This window comes from Nocardia sp. NPDC056564, from assembly GCF_042793755.1.
GTDB lineage: Bacteria > Actinomycetota > Actinomycetes > Mycobacteriales > Mycobacteriaceae > Nocardia.
This window is the reverse complement of record NZ_JBHTUR010000002.1, coordinates 820721-832778: the sequence shown is the minus strand read 5'-3', so window position 1 is coordinate 832778 and position 12058 is coordinate 820721. Positions and strand designations below refer to the sequence as shown.

Here is a 12058-nt window from a genome sequence, read left to right as displayed (position 1 = left end):
CTTCATGCGCCCGCAGGGTGTATGAAGTGTGCCCCGGGAACAGGACCAGGGGCCGACCACATTTACCCAGCTCAAGGAGGGTTTTGGGTACGGACAGCAAGGTATGGACTGCTGTCCGTACCTGAACAGTCCGTACTTTTGGGCGATATCGAGGGGCGCTCCGCACATCAAACGGCCCCGCGAACCGTAGGTTCGCGGGGCCGTGACGGGTGGTGCTATGAAGTTGTCGATCAGGTTGGGAGTGGTGTCGCGGGTCGCATCCGCGTCATCGTTGGTACTCGCCCTCCGCGGGCGGGGCACCTTGATAGGGTTGGTGTACTGTGCCGATGCCGGTGCCGTGCACGGCGTCCCGGCCGTGCCGCAATGGATGCGTTCGACGCGTGTAGGTCGTCATCGCTCGAATCCTTCCCGTTCGATCAGCTCGTGGACATCGAGCTGCGGTCGGCCCTGGCCCTGTCTGGTGGTGGCCGCGGCGCGCATGTCTCGGGCTTGGCATTGGCTACGCCACTCGGTATCGGTGAGTCCGGACACGCCGGCGGCCTGGTCGCGGCGGATCTGCTCGTGCAATCGGGCCATGTATTCCGGTTCGCACAGCCAATCGTGGTACGCGAAATTCAAGTAATGCCAGGCTTCGCCCAGCTCGTCCTCGCGGTCGAACCACCGCGCCTCGAGCTCGCGGGCCTCGTCCAACAGCAGATACTTTGCCTTCTCGGTTTTGGCGTGCCAGGCGATTCGCCGCAGTTCTTCGACGCGGGCGAAGTCCTCGCGCATGGACTGCTCCTCGATCCCGGCACAGTCCCTACCTGGGTCGGGCTGGGTGGCTCGCACAGGTTCGGTCGCATCGTTGCTGCTCATCGGTCGAATCCCCTCTCGACCGACGGCCGAATATGCTGGGCCAGTTCACTTTTCAACTCCGCCTGGGATAGTGGCGGCTGTCCCTGGCTGCGTTCGGCGGCGAGAGTGGCGTTCAGGTCGCGAGCTTGGCGTTGGCTGCGCAGTTCGACGTCGGTGAGGCCAGGGTCGAATCCGCCGGCCTGGGCGTGCTCGATGTTGTCGAGCATGCGCTGCATCGTCCCGGGGGCATGTCGCCAGTCGTAGTGGGCGTCGGACAGGTAGCGCCAGTTGCTCGCTTCCTCGACTCGCCCGGTGGTCCATCGTTGCATGAGTTCTTTTGTGCGGGTTGCCAACTGGTCGATCTCGTGGTCGGTGCGTACATGGAATTGGGCTTCGCTGAGCCGAATCATGCGAGCGAAATCGGCTCGCATGGCTCGCTCATCAATTCCGGCGGCATCGGGGTAGTGGCTGCGGTCGATGTCGTCGTGCGGTGTGTCGTCGTGCCCCGGAACCGGCATGGGCTACTTCTCCTTCGTGGTAGTTGGGGTGGTTCCGCCGGCGATGAGCCGGAACCCGTTGTGCTCGTTGTCGCTTGCGCCGTCGCGGTCGTCGCGTGTTGCGTTGCGGCTGTTGCGATCGGTGTCGCTGCTGTCGGCTTCGGCGACGATCCGGGAGACAGTCGAGTAGTGCAGTCCGAATGCCTCGCCGACTTCACGGGTGGACTTCACTTGCCGGTACATCGCACGGATGCGGTCGTTGCGGCCGGTGTCCTCAGCACCGTCACGGAGGGTGTTGGGCGGTGTCGCGGTGGTGTCGCGGCCTGTTGCGGTGGTGTCGCGTCCTGGTGTTGCACTCGGCGCGGGTGTTGCGGTGGTGTCGGCAGGTATGGACTCCGAGAGCAGTGCGAACCCGGATATGACCATCAGTCCGTCGAGGACGATCGGTCCGACCGCGGCGCCGAGTTGGCCGTATCCCCAGTTGGTGAGGACGTCGTGGACATGGCCATAGGAGATGACCGCCGAACCCAGAGCGACGCTGCCAGCACCGATGTAGCGGGCGATCACCCAGCCCAATCCGCGCCGCCACCGTGTGCGGGACAGGACTTCCACGCTCAGCAGCAGTCCGATCGGCCACACCGCTGAGCCGATTTGGGGTGCAACACCGGGATGCCAGCCGTCGGGCATCGCGGCGGCGGGCAGCCAGGTGTGGAGCCAGTTCGCCGCGACCGAGAGCACGGCACCGAAAATGAACCCGGCCCATGCAACACCGCTTCCACCGCCGGATGCAACACCCTCACTGCGATTTGCCCCGGTGCGACGGGCGGTGCGACGTTGCGGCGCAACAGCGTTGGGGGCTGCGCCTGTGCGACGCCAGCGCGCGACACCCGTGCGGGTAGGTGTTGCGTTCATCGCTCGAACTCCCATCCCGGGTCGCTGTCGGAACGGTCGAATCGGCTCACGTATGCGCTGATTTCGCGTTGGTGTCGCTCGCAGTCCTGGCCGTGTCCGGTCTCGTTGCCGGTGGGATCGGCGTCGTAGGGTCCGCGGTCGGTGACGCGTTGCTCGCACGATGTGCACGTCCAGTAGGCATTGGTCTCTGTCCAGCGTTCCGGCGGTGCGACGCGCTCGAACGCCGCAACGGCCGGTTCGGAGACTTCGTCGCGGTCGATGCCGAAGGCGTCGGCGATCTCCGCCCACGAACGGCCCTGCCCGCGAGCCTTGCGGGCATAGTCATCGACCATGCCCTGCGCGATCCGACTGAGGCGCTCAGCGCCCTCGATGGCGTGGAGATAGTTGACGGGGACCTCGCGGTCACCGAAGTTGTAGCCGGTGAACTGCGAAATCAGCGGCTCCTTCGCCATCGCGTTGTCGCCGTGATCATCTCGGATGTGGGAGAACACCACACGTTCCAGCTGATCTCTGGTCACCCATGCATCCATCAGGCCACCTCCTCGCTTGTCGTGTTCGGTTGCGTAGCAACTGATTCCGGCGCAGCAGTGCCGGTCTCCGGCGGGGTGTAGGTGGCGTCGAAGAGCTTGGCTGGGCGGAAGTTCACATTGACCGGGGTACCGAGGCCGCTGAAGGTGATCCGCAGGAACGCTCCCGCGGCGGGTTCGCGGGCGCCGGCGTCGAGGACCGCTTCGAGGATCGCGTCACGGACACCGGAGCGCATCCACAGCTTGCGCAGGCCCGGGCCGACGCGGCGCGTGGTTCCATCGGTTTGCAGGATCACGACCGGGACCATGATCGGCGCACCGGTGCGGCGGTCGACCGCGGGTTTCTTGGTGACCCAGTCCTTTTCCTGCTCCTCCTCGATGCGGATGACGAACCCGGACACCTCGGTGCCGATCGGGTCGCTGCCCGCGAAGGCAGGCTTGATCTTCGGGTTCATCGCCGCGTGCATCGTTTTGGCGGTGGCCCGGGCCCGGCGGGCAGGGCGCGGTGCGGCGGTCTTGACGTTCATGCGGGGTGTCCCTTCGCGGAAAGTGTTGCGGGCCTTGGCTGTCGACGCCTGGCGTGGTTTCGGTGGCGTATCCTCGCTGCTGGGGGCGGGTTCGGTGAGCTGGTATTTGCGGCGCAGCGCCGCGGCTTTGTCGCGGTAGTTGGCCGCAGCGCGTTCGTCGGTGAGGCTGTCGGCCGCAGCGGTGAGTTTGGCCGCGAGTGCGGCGGCGGCTTCGGGTGTCATCGGTCGAACCCGTCGCCGATATCGGGACGGTGTGCTCCGTTGCCTGGCGCGTCGGCCATGGCTGGCCGTTTCACCGAGAGCAACGGACCGCTGCGGTCGGTTCGGGGGGTACCGATCCGCTGTTCGGGCGGGGTCATGGCGATGACTTTCGCGACGGCCTCGTCGCGTTCCTGGGTCCGTTTGCCTGCCAGCGCGACCGCCGCATCACGTTCAGTAGTGAGTTGACCGATCTGGGTGGTCAGTTTGGCGTGGTCGGCACGCAACGCCGACAGGTCATCGACCGCGGTGCGCCGCTCCGTATCGACCTGCTGATATCGCGTCGACAGGTCTTCGGTCTTGCGGTTCAGTGCGTCGTACTCGGCTCGGGTCGGCGCTGTGTCCGCCTCACGCTGTTGGTCGTTGCGGACGGTCTCGTGCTCACGGGCCAGGGCATTTTCCCGTGCGGCCAGCGACGCCATCACCGCGCGGTGTTCGCCGCTGTGGGAGTAGAGCGGCGCCCGATCGTCGCGGTTGTCCCAGGTCTGCGCGTGCGCTGTCACGCCGAAGGTGAGCATCGTGCCCGGGTTGCTGCGCATCCACGCTGTCGCGTCAAGCTCGCTGCCGAACGACTGCGACCTGGTCGAGGTGACTCCGTTGCGGTCGGTCCATCCGACAACAGCCCGGAATCGACCCGTGTCCGCCGCGTCCGCCGGGGTCTGGTGCTGCTCGTTTCCGTCGCGTCGCGGGCCTTGCCCGCTGCGGTCCGGATCTCCGGACACAACGCGATCAGCTCGTGCAGTGGTACTCAGCTGCTCGGCGCGGTCGACGTGGCGCATGGGCTCCACGGCCGGCCTTTCGATGCCCGCGGTTTGGCGGGCTCGCGCGACCTGTGCGCGGTAGCGCAAGGCCTCACGGCCTTTCACCCGGTGCGCACGGTCGAACAATCCCTTGTTCGCGAACTCGGGGAACACGGTTGCGCTGTCCAGGCCATCGAGGGCGATGCCCTGCTCCACCGGGGTCAGGTGTGGGTTGTGCAGTACCCGCTCGGCCATCTCGTTGCGGTGCCGGGAAAGGGCCTGGACGTCGCGGTAGCGGCGGTCATGGTCGACGCTCGGGTCGTTGGCGCGCCGGGCCACCGCCAGCGAATGCGCCCGGAAGGTCTCGACCGAGTTCGCGGTCCAGCTCAGCTGATGGGCGCGGTCGAGTTCGGCTTGGCGCATCTGCGCCCGCCAGGCTTGGGTGATCTCCTTGCGGACCTTGCGCTTTTCCAGCCAGTTCGCGGCCTGGGAATAGCGGCGCAGGGTTGCCGACATCGCGGACGCGAATGTGCGTGCCTCACTGATCAATTCGTCTTCGACGCTGCGTTCGGACATGCTCAGATCTCCTTTGTCGGTAGTGGTGAGGGGGATGGTGTGGGCATCTGTGACCACCTGCGGCCGTCGAGTTCTCGGCCTGCTACCTTGGGAGTGCGGCCTCCCCATTGCTTGAAGAAGAACGGGACGTCGCTGTCGCTGCACTGGTCGCGCAGTTCACGAACCCAGTCCGGGTGCATGGTCACCGCACACCACCGCGACGGGCGGCGAGGATTTCGCGGATGCCGGGGCGCCCGCGAGTGATCCACACGGTGTAGGCGATCCAGCCCAGCCCGTACACCGCTACTGCGGCTGCGACGGTGATCCCGGCGGCAAGAGCCAGGACGACTGCGCCGGCCACGCCGGCACTGGTGAGCGCTGCCCGCCACCAGGTGGTGACGAACTCGCGTATCGCGAGCGCGGTCCGCACGGCGGGGTCATCGGTGTCAACTTGGTCGGCACTCTTGTACAGGTCGACCGCGCCGGGCCCGGCGGCGATGACCGCGGTCCCGCCGTGCTCGCCGGGCAGGCCGATGTCGAGGTCGCCGAACATCGCGCGCAGTTGACTGGCTGTAGGGGTGGCGATGTTGATGTCGTCGCGGCGAGCGGGGAGCCGCTCGGGCTGCTCGTCGGGTTCGTCGGGAGTTGGTGCGTCGTAGTCTTTTTCGATGCTTATGCGGGGTCTCCTTGTCCGTGGATGAGGGCCGACCAGACGGTGCGGGCGCGGCCTTCGCTGCGGTCGCCGTTGGTGCGGTTGATCGGGTCGGAGGGCAGCAGTGGGATCGCCTTCGGGTCCAGGCGGGCGACGCGGCCCCAGCGGGCGGTGCCGGCGTTGACGTGCACGGCGTCGCCGGGTTCGATGCGGCGCAACAGGTTCGGGTCGACCAGGAAGCTGTCCTGCATGCGCACGGAGCCTTCGCTGCCGTGTTTGCCGTCGAGGGTGTGCCGGGAGGGTTCGATGGCGCGGCGGGTGCCGAAGTTCTTGAGGATGTCGTCGGCGCCTTCGGAGCGGCATGCGATCACCCCGCCGGCGCAGCCCTTGATGGTGCGGGCGGCTTCGCGGTCGGTCGCGGCGATCGACTCGAAGGAGTGATAGCCCAGAATCAGCGCGACGTCTTGGGAGCGCAGTGCTTCGGCGGCGTCGTAGACGTTGGCATCGACGCGGGAGAGTTCGTCGATGGTGAAGGTGATGACGTGGCCGTGTTTGGTCGCGGCGGTCTGCTCGACCATCGCGATCAACGCGTTCATCTGCGCCGACGCGACCGACTTGTTCGCGGTGCCGGGCACGGTGACGAACCAGTACTGCTTGTCCAGCAGAGAGGTGGTGCCGTCGAAGGCGTCCCCGAGCTCACGGAACAAGTTGCTGAACCGGGCGGTCTCGGCCGGCAACACGGGCTGTTTGCCTTCCACCATCGCCTGCACCGCATACAGCTCCCGCAGGTACGCCTTCGGCGCACCACCGGCGTCCGTGTTCGCGGCGTCGGTGACCGTGGTGTCGTCGGCGGATTCGACTGTCTCGGTGGCAGGTTCGGCGTCGAGGAGGTTGCCGCCCCAGGCGTTCCAGAGCCACGGCTGATCGAAACGGGCCAGGAACTCCTCGGAGTTCGCCGGCGGGTTCTGTCCCGGCCCCAGTCCCTTGTCGGGGTCGGGGGCGTCCACGATCAGATGCACCAGCGAGATACGCATCTGCTCGAAGAACGCTTGGCTGGCGTCGGTGGCTTTCTCACTCGGGCACAGCTTTTCGAGCACATACCGCAGCGATCCGATCGGCATCCCGAACAGGTTCAGTTTCGTTTCCGGGAACATCGCGATCTTGCTGGGATGCAGCCCGGTCGCCAGGATCGCCTCGCGCTGCTCCGCCCACACCCGCAGGTCCTCGTGACCGCCCTTGCAGGAGGCGTTGATCGTCAACGGCCGTTTCGGGGTGACCCGCAACGCGGTGCGCAGCCACGGACGCATCTGCGCCGCTCGGAGATAGCGCAGCTGCGCGGCCACGTGCACCGCGATCACCAGCCGCGACAGCAGCGTCGTCTTGCCCGAGCCGGGGCCGCCGACGACCATCACGTGCTTGCGGATGTCGGCGTAGGCGAGCTTGAACAGGGTGTCGAACGCCGCGACCAGCTCCGCGGCGGCGCTCTTGCCCTGCTGGCTGATCTCCTCGGCGAGGCGGCCCAAGACCACCCAGCGGTGCGGGCGAATCCAGCCGGTCAGCACCGTCAACGGGGTCGGTGTCGAGGCGAGCTCGCGCGCCATCCGCAGTTTCGCGTTGGTGCGCCGCCGCTGCGCCCGCTCGGTCGCGGCGACCGAGCGCTTGCCGATCGTCGCCACGCGGACCGAGTACCGCGCCCACAGGATCGCCGCGACCGCGAGCCCCGCGGGGACCATCGTGATCGCCAACGCCATCAACCCCGCACGCACGTCACCATCGACGGTGTGGGCGGCGCCTTCGATCAACAGCCGTACCGGCGCCCGCCAATCCCACTGCACCGCAACCGTTATGGCAGGAAGCACCGTTGAGGCAGCGGCGAAGTTACGGACCCGGCGCGCGTCCCATCCCAACCGCGACGCGCTCACCCACGCGACCCCGACCACGGTCGCCATCGCGCCGAGGGTGACCGCGGTCCCAGCCAGGATCTCTCCGATCTGCGCCCACACGTGCGAGTCGCCGGTACCGGTGGTGCCGGGTGTGCCGCGCAGACCTGGATGCTGGTGGGTGTTCATCCACTCCACAACCCGCTCACCCACTCCATGGCGGGTGTCGGCCGGCGCGTTCGGTGTGGGCGTCGGCTGCGTCGGCGCGCAGTCGGTGGGGGTCAGCACGGGAGTGCAGTTAGGTTGCGGCGCAACCGGTATCGGCGGGTCGGTATTGACCGGTGCGGACGGCGCGGAGGTCGGCCCGCAGTCGGTGGGGCTGATGATCGGCGTGCATGCCGGGGACTGGGAAAACAGGTAGGGGTTCATGAGACGGCCTCCTCGGGGCCGGTACTGCTGGCAGGGAGTTCGATGCTTCGGCGGGCGATCACCGCGTCGAGGCGGCGCACCCGGATCCCCGGCTGGCGGGGCAGCTTCTTCGCGGCGATGAGTTCTTTGATCGCCTTGTGCACGGCGGTGCCGATCCGGTCGGTCGCGCACACGTACAGCAGGCCGTGACCGTTCTGCAGGGTCCGATAGGCAGCGAGAACGCTGATCAGCAGCCGCGCGGACGGGGTCTTGAGTGAGAGTTCGACCTCGACGGCCCACCAACGGTCACCGTCGAAGTAACGGCCGTCGTGCACGTGCGGACGCGCCGAGAACTGCGACAGCAGCGTCGCTTGGCCGGCCGCGAACAGTCCGGGGGTCTTGCGGGCGGCCTCACGCAGCAACAGCCGCTCAGGCACCCACACCCCGGTCTCCAAGCCGACCAGCGCGGCACGGACCCGCGACACCTCACCTTTGTGAGTCAGGTTGGTAGAGCGCGGAACCCACGCCGAGGCCTCATAACCCAGGCACCGGGTAGCGGTGGCCTGTGTCGGCCACACCCACGTGACCGCGCGGTCGCGGCCGCGGGCCCGCAGCGAATCCGAATGCATCGCACCGAAGTCGTCGCGCCACTTCTCGATCAGTTTGTAAGTGCGGGACCGGCGCGTGCCCAGCAGCAGCATCAGCGTGGCGAAATCGGCGATCCACTGCTCGGAGACGAACGTGGCGACCAGCTCGTCACGCGGGGTCCACCGGCGCCGGCGTCGCGCGCTCACCGCGACAACTCCCACTCCGGTTGTACACGGTCGGCTCGTTCGACCGCTGAACGCCCGCCTGCCTTGGCGAGGATGCGTTGTACCGAGCGGGCCGTGAGGTGCAGGCGCTCCGCGGCGAGCTCGGTTGTGGCACCGTGGCGAAGCTCGGCCAGCACTGCGGCCTCGCGTTCAGCAGTACGCGCCTTGACATCTCGCCCGACCCGGCGACACGGAATCGGCTTCGCATCCGGGTCATCGATGGCGTCTTCGTCCCACTGGAACGGCAGCGGCCACGCCCGTTTCCGGGCATGCAGCCGAGCGTCGTCGGAGGGTCCGGGCGACATCTGCAACCGGTCGAACAACACCGCGACGCTCTGGTGCAGTCCTGCCGGGATTTGCTGCCGCGACAACGACGCGCCACCGGTGGCCGGCGCGGTCAGCGCCTGCATCTCCGGCACCGAAATGCCCAGTTCCTGAGCGAGGTTCTCGTGTGGGTGCCCGAACGCCACTAGGGCGCGTGAGCGGCGAATCGCACCGATCGCCGGAACGCGTGCCTGGTTATCGGCCATATCTGTCATCGCTCTACCTCCCATCCCTGCTCGTGCTGCGGGACCGCGTTCAGATGCCGGTCCGGTGCGCCCGCGGGGCGCAAACGCAGCACGCCCGGTGTCGGTTGCTGCTCGGTCGACTGCGCCGACTGCGCCAGCGCTGTGGCGACGGCGGCGAACCGTGCGTCGGTCGTCCGGTCGTGGCAAGGACGCAGCCGCAGCAATCCGTCGCGGCCGTGGCGGCCCTCGACCGTCCAACCGGCCCGGAACAGCGCCTGCTCGGCGGACTGGAACTCGCGCAGCGCGTCCCGCCGTACGAGGTGGTCAGCGTCGACGGCGTCCAGCGCCACGGCGTCGACCCTGCCGCGGGTGACCACGCCGTCCCGGCCCGCCTGCTCATACACTTGTTGCGCCGCCTCGAATGCCGCGGTGGCCGCGTCGGCGCGGTCTCCGGCCGCCCGCGTGATCTCGGTCCGGAACCCGGGCAGGGAACGTTCCAGGGCGTCCGCGAACCCGTCGCGGCCTTCGCTACGCGCTTGCCGCATACGGGCGACGGTGCGGTCGTACTGCCGCAGCACCGTTTCCACGTGCTGGTCGACGGTGGCGTAGTCCTCCCACCGCTGATCGGCGCCCAGCAGGTACGGGCGCTGCCGATCGGCCTCCTTCGACAGCTGCAACAACCGCGATTCCGCCGCCTGCATGGCCGGGCCGCCCGGGCCGCCGGGGCGCAGCTGCTGTGTCAACCTCTGGTACTGCGACCACGACTCCCGCAGTTCAGCGACCAGCGCCACCACCTGGTCGGCGTCCGAACCATCTGCAGAGGGAACCGAATGCGTCGCGGTCATCGCTCGAACCCCCACTGCTGCGAAGTCGAGCCACCGAGTCCGGCCATCGCCGGACCCTGCGACCGCGCCGCCGGCACCTGACCGGCCTGCGTCGCCTCGCCTACGTCGGCGGCGTCGGTGCGGGCGTGGTGGGCGCGTGGCTGCCCGTACCGGTCGATCACCGCGGCGGGAGTCAGCCGCTCGTGTGAGGCACACAGCGAATGCACCTGCTCGCGGTCCAACGCGTCATCGAGTGCGACAGCCATTTGCGTGAGCTGCTGATTCTTGTCCGCGAGCTGGCCGCGCAACAGCATCACTTCCCGGCGCAGCGCACTGGAATCGCGCTGGGGCAGATGCAGATTCAGGTGAGGCAGGTGCATACTCATCGCTCCCACCCCTGCTCCCACTGCGGACCCGGATCCCCGACCTGGCCGGCCTCGGCGCGGTCGAAACCGCGCCGCTCCCACGCCCGCAACTGCCGTTCCCGGTTCGCTTTCGCCAACGCCACCAACTGCGCCGGCGTCGCGTCCCGCTTCGGCGCGGCCAGATCAGTCCGGTACAGGTATGCGGCGTACCGCGGCGCCCCACCATGCGGCGTCGGCTCCACGAGGTAGGCCGCGGCGTCCTGGCCGTTGGGCCGCAACTGCATTGACCGCAACTGCCGACGAGTCACGTAACCCACTGGCGCGGAACGCCATTGGTAGGTCGGTAACCCGAAGCGTTCACCGGTCAGATCCGGTAGATCACTGCGCTGCACGTCCTTCGGCCCGATCATGATCGGGCCGACCCGTCATCGATATCGAGGCTGCGCGCCAGCTCCCGAATCCGAAGGAGCTCCACGTCGATCGCGGCGATAGTCCGGCGCAACGCCGACACCGATTCCACCGCACCCAGCGCGGTCGCGTCAGGATCGCGAACTCCCTCCGCGGACCAGTACAGCGAGTCCACCGACAAGCCTTGCGCGGCCGAGGGCAGCTCCCGGAAACGACTCTCAATCCCCCGCAACCGGACATCAAGTTCGGGCATATCGCCGAGAGCCCTGCCGATGTCTTCCAGCAGGTACAGAAGCTTGTAGCGATCAGCCATGACCGATCACCCCCGCCTTCGCCGGCGTCGCCGGAACGCACGAACCTGACTGCTGGACAACCGAACCCAGCTGATCCGCCCGGCAGATGTTCGGCGACGGTGGGTACTTCGGACCCGCCACCATCGCGGCAGTGCAGCCCGCCATCCCGATCACCACCAGCGCGGCTATCGCGATCAGCGCGTGCTGCGGTGAGAGCCACGCCAGCCACCCGTAGACCGAGCCCACACCGGTGAACTCCGGACCGGCCATCGACTCCAACGCGTGACTACGGCCGCCAACGCGAACCGTCCTGTGCCCCGGGTAGGGGTCGTGACGCCACGCCCGGGTCATCGCTCCCACCCCTGATACAGACCTTGCTGGCCCGTCGGCGCTCGCAGCGTTGTCCGGGTTTCGACTGCCACCCCGATCTGCGTAAGTTCGTGGTCGAGGCGGGAAATTTCAACAGCCTTCGCCGACGCGCTCAGCACGACGTCAGGCACCCACCCAGACATGTAACCCATTGCGTAATCACGCTGTTCGGCCGTCAGCGACTGCCACGCACCCAGCGCCCGTCGCACGTGCGGATCAAGACCCTCGAACGGGTCAGTTGACGTCGGCGCACTCATCGCCGCACCCCCGGTCGGCGCATGGTGCGCCACAGGACGAACACACCCAGCACGAACAGCGTCCCCAGCAGTACGACGGGCTCCGTCACGGCGACGAAGCCGATCGACACAATTGCGACCGCGAGAACCAAGGTGCGGAAGCGCATCAGAACTCACCGCCCGCCGAAATCGGACTCAACAGCGCGATGACGTCGTCCTGGCGCACTCGAATTGCGCGCGTCCCTCGGACCTTGTACCCCTTCAGGACCCCTGCGGAAATCATCCGTCGAATCGTCCGGACATTGAGGTGAAGCTGAGCGGCAGCCACCTGCAAACTAAGTACAGGGCCGACGTCTCCATCAGTGTGATCTCTAGTCATTCGAAGTCCTCCCTTGGCCTGACTTGGCTGGAACAGCCTGAAACGAAGCTAAGGTCGGCTTCGGACTTCAACC

General features: G+C 67.5%; 19 protein-coding genes and 1 pseudogene. All 20 read right to left on the bottom strand.

Annotation, left to right across the window (positions count from 1 at the left end):
* Nucleotides 1–265: 265 nt before the first annotated feature.
* The 20 genes and pseudogenes from ACFQ9K_RS08030 to ACFQ9K_RS07935 all read right to left on the bottom strand — a co-directional run bounded on the left by ACFQ9K_RS08030 (nt 266) and on the right by ACFQ9K_RS07935 (nt 11985).
* Nucleotides 266–394 (bottom strand): hypothetical protein, encoded by a 129-nt coding sequence (locus ACFQ9K_RS08030; RefSeq protein WP_378723100.1) that lies wholly within the window; start codon nt 392–394, stop codon nt 266–268.
* The gene (locus ACFQ9K_RS08025; protein ID WP_378723099.1) at nt 391–855 is read right to left on the bottom strand and encodes a hypothetical protein; all 465 of its coding nucleotides are present in this window, start codon (nt 853–855) and stop codon (nt 391–393) included. Before ACFQ9K_RS08025 ends, ACFQ9K_RS08030 begins: the two co-directional genes overlap by 4 nt.
* Nucleotides 852–1352 (bottom strand): hypothetical protein, encoded by a 501-nt coding sequence (locus ACFQ9K_RS08020; RefSeq protein WP_378723098.1) that lies wholly within the window; start codon nt 1350–1352, stop codon nt 852–854. Before ACFQ9K_RS08020 ends, ACFQ9K_RS08025 begins: the two co-directional genes overlap by 4 nt.
* A 3-nt stretch (nt 1353–1355) precedes the next feature.
* Complete coding sequence (locus ACFQ9K_RS08015; protein ID WP_378982933.1) at nt 1356–1907, bottom strand: hypothetical protein; 552 nt, start codon at nt 1905–1907, stop codon at nt 1356–1358.
* Nucleotides 1908–2239: 332 nt separating this feature from the next.
* Nucleotides 2240–2761, bottom strand: a complete 522-nt coding sequence (locus ACFQ9K_RS08010; RefSeq protein ID WP_378723096.1) for a hypothetical protein — start codon at nt 2759–2761, stop codon at nt 2240–2242.
* An 11-nt stretch (nt 2762–2772) separates the two neighbouring features.
* On the bottom strand, nt 2773–3519 hold the full coding sequence (locus tag ACFQ9K_RS08005) for a hypothetical protein (RefSeq protein WP_378723095.1): 747 nt from the start codon (nt 3517–3519) through the stop codon (nt 2773–2775).
* On the bottom strand, nt 3516–4871 hold the full coding sequence (locus ACFQ9K_RS08000; protein ID WP_378723093.1) for a hypothetical protein: 1356 nt from the start codon (nt 4869–4871) through the stop codon (nt 3516–3518). Before ACFQ9K_RS08000 ends, ACFQ9K_RS08005 begins: the two co-directional genes overlap by 4 nt.
* A gap of 2 nt (nt 4872–4873) precedes the next feature.
* Nucleotides 4874–5044 (bottom strand): annotated as a pseudogene (locus ACFQ9K_RS07995) (DUF5131 family protein); the annotation flags it as partial.
* Between the two features lie 8 nt (nt 5045–5052).
* A complete protein-coding gene (locus ACFQ9K_RS07990; RefSeq protein ID WP_378723092.1) occupies nt 5053–5403 on the bottom strand; it encodes a hypothetical protein in 351 nt (116 codons plus the stop codon).
* A gap of 119 nt (nt 5404–5522) precedes the next feature.
* Nucleotides 5523–7811 carry a hypothetical protein gene (locus tag ACFQ9K_RS07985; RefSeq protein ID WP_378723091.1) on the bottom strand — a complete coding sequence of 763 codons (2289 nt, stop codon included), beginning with the start codon at nt 7809–7811 and terminating at the stop codon, nt 5523–5525.
* Nucleotides 7808–8584, bottom strand: a complete 777-nt coding sequence (locus tag ACFQ9K_RS07980) for a hypothetical protein (protein WP_378723090.1) — start codon at nt 8582–8584, stop codon at nt 7808–7810. The genes ACFQ9K_RS07985 and ACFQ9K_RS07980 overlap by 4 nt, the downstream gene beginning before the upstream one ends.
* Nucleotides 8581–9141 carry a hypothetical protein gene (locus tag ACFQ9K_RS07975; protein WP_378723088.1) on the bottom strand — a complete coding sequence of 187 codons (561 nt, stop codon included), beginning with the start codon at nt 9139–9141 and terminating at the stop codon, nt 8581–8583. Before ACFQ9K_RS07975 ends, ACFQ9K_RS07980 begins: the two co-directional genes overlap by 4 nt.
* Nucleotides 9138–9956 carry a hypothetical protein gene (locus ACFQ9K_RS07970; RefSeq protein ID WP_378723086.1) on the bottom strand — a complete coding sequence of 273 codons (819 nt, stop codon included), beginning with the start codon at nt 9954–9956 and terminating at the stop codon, nt 9138–9140. Before ACFQ9K_RS07970 ends, ACFQ9K_RS07975 begins: the two co-directional genes overlap by 4 nt.
* Entirely contained in the window at nt 9953–10321 is a 369-nt protein-coding gene (locus ACFQ9K_RS07965; RefSeq protein ID WP_378723085.1) for a hypothetical protein, read from the bottom strand. Before ACFQ9K_RS07965 ends, ACFQ9K_RS07970 begins: the two co-directional genes overlap by 4 nt.
* Nucleotides 10318–10710 (bottom strand): RRQRL motif-containing zinc-binding protein, encoded by a 393-nt coding sequence (locus tag ACFQ9K_RS07960; RefSeq protein WP_378723084.1) that lies wholly within the window; start codon nt 10708–10710, stop codon nt 10318–10320. The genes ACFQ9K_RS07965 and ACFQ9K_RS07960 overlap by 4 nt, the downstream gene beginning before the upstream one ends.
* A complete protein-coding gene (locus ACFQ9K_RS07955) occupies nt 10707–11021 on the bottom strand; it encodes a hypothetical protein (RefSeq protein ID WP_378723082.1) in 315 nt (104 codons plus the stop codon). Before ACFQ9K_RS07955 ends, ACFQ9K_RS07960 begins: the two co-directional genes overlap by 4 nt.
* Nucleotides 11014–11271, bottom strand: coding sequence for a hypothetical protein (locus tag ACFQ9K_RS07950; protein ID WP_378723081.1), 258 nt, complete (start codon nt 11269–11271; stop codon nt 11014–11016). Before ACFQ9K_RS07950 ends, ACFQ9K_RS07955 begins: the two co-directional genes overlap by 8 nt.
* A gap of 77 nt (nt 11272–11348) precedes the next feature.
* Complete coding sequence (locus ACFQ9K_RS07945; protein WP_378723080.1) at nt 11349–11627, bottom strand: hypothetical protein; 279 nt, start codon at nt 11625–11627, stop codon at nt 11349–11351.
* Nucleotides 11624–11773: a hypothetical protein gene (locus tag ACFQ9K_RS07940; RefSeq protein WP_378723078.1), complete on the bottom strand. Its 150-nt coding sequence runs from the start codon at nt 11771–11773 to the stop codon at nt 11624–11626. Before ACFQ9K_RS07940 ends, ACFQ9K_RS07945 begins: the two co-directional genes overlap by 4 nt.
* Nucleotides 11773–11985, bottom strand: a complete 213-nt coding sequence (locus ACFQ9K_RS07935; RefSeq protein WP_378723077.1) for a helix-turn-helix domain-containing protein — start codon at nt 11983–11985, stop codon at nt 11773–11775. The genes ACFQ9K_RS07940 and ACFQ9K_RS07935 overlap by 1 nt, the downstream gene beginning before the upstream one ends.
* Between the last annotated feature and the right edge of the window lie 73 nt (nt 11986–12058).

What these genes read in the sequence shown, in the direction of transcription:
- ACFQ9K_RS08030 (WP_378723100.1), bottom strand. Translation starts at nt 394, where the DNA reads ATGACGACCTACACGCGTCGAACGCATCCATTGCGGCACGGCCGGGAC.
- ACFQ9K_RS08025 (WP_378723099.1), bottom strand. Translation starts at nt 855, where the DNA reads ATGAGCAGCAACGATGCGACCGAACCTGTGCGAGCCACCCAGCCCGAC.
- ACFQ9K_RS08020 (WP_378723098.1), bottom strand. Translation starts at nt 1,352, where the DNA reads ATGCCGGTTCCGGGGCACGACGACACACCGCACGACGACATCGACCGC.
- ACFQ9K_RS08005 (WP_378723095.1), bottom strand. Translation starts at nt 3,519, where the DNA reads ATGACACCCGAAGCCGCCGCCGCACTCGCGGCCAAACTCACCGCTGCG.
- ACFQ9K_RS08000 (WP_378723093.1), bottom strand. Translation starts at nt 4,871, where the DNA reads ATGTCCGAACGCAGCGTCGAAGACGAATTGATCAGTGAGGCACGCACA.
- ACFQ9K_RS07990 (WP_378723092.1), bottom strand. Translation starts at nt 5,403, where the DNA reads ATGTTCGGCGACCTCGACATCGGCCTGCCCGGCGAGCACGGCGGGACC.
- ACFQ9K_RS07985 (WP_378723091.1), bottom strand. Translation starts at nt 7,811, where the DNA reads ATGAACCCCTACCTGTTTTCCCAGTCCCCGGCATGCACGCCGATCATC.
- ACFQ9K_RS07975 (WP_378723088.1), bottom strand. Translation starts at nt 9,141, where the DNA reads ATGACAGATATGGCCGATAACCAGGCACGCGTTCCGGCGATCGGTGCG.
- ACFQ9K_RS07970 (WP_378723086.1), bottom strand. Translation starts at nt 9,956, where the DNA reads ATGACCGCGACGCATTCGGTTCCCTCTGCAGATGGTTCGGACGCCGAC.
- ACFQ9K_RS07965 (WP_378723085.1), bottom strand. Translation starts at nt 10,321, where the DNA reads ATGAGTATGCACCTGCCTCACCTGAATCTGCATCTGCCCCAGCGCGAT.
- ACFQ9K_RS07960 (WP_378723084.1), bottom strand. Translation starts at nt 10,710, where the DNA reads ATGATCGGGCCGAAGGACGTGCAGCGCAGTGATCTACCGGATCTGACC.
- ACFQ9K_RS07955 (WP_378723082.1), bottom strand. Translation starts at nt 11,021, where the DNA reads ATGGCTGATCGCTACAAGCTTCTGTACCTGCTGGAAGACATCGGCAGG.
- ACFQ9K_RS07950 (WP_378723081.1), bottom strand. Translation starts at nt 11,271, where the DNA reads ATGGCCGGTCCGGAGTTCACCGGTGTGGGCTCGGTCTACGGGTGGCTG.
- ACFQ9K_RS07945 (WP_378723080.1), bottom strand. Translation starts at nt 11,627, where the DNA reads ATGAGTGCGCCGACGTCAACTGACCCGTTCGAGGGTCTTGATCCGCAC.
- ACFQ9K_RS07940 (WP_378723078.1), bottom strand. Translation starts at nt 11,773, where the DNA reads ATGCGCTTCCGCACCTTGGTTCTCGCGGTCGCAATTGTGTCGATCGGC.
- ACFQ9K_RS07935 (WP_378723077.1), bottom strand. Translation starts at nt 11,985, where the DNA reads ATGACTAGAGATCACACTGATGGAGACGTCGGCCCTGTACTTAGTTTG.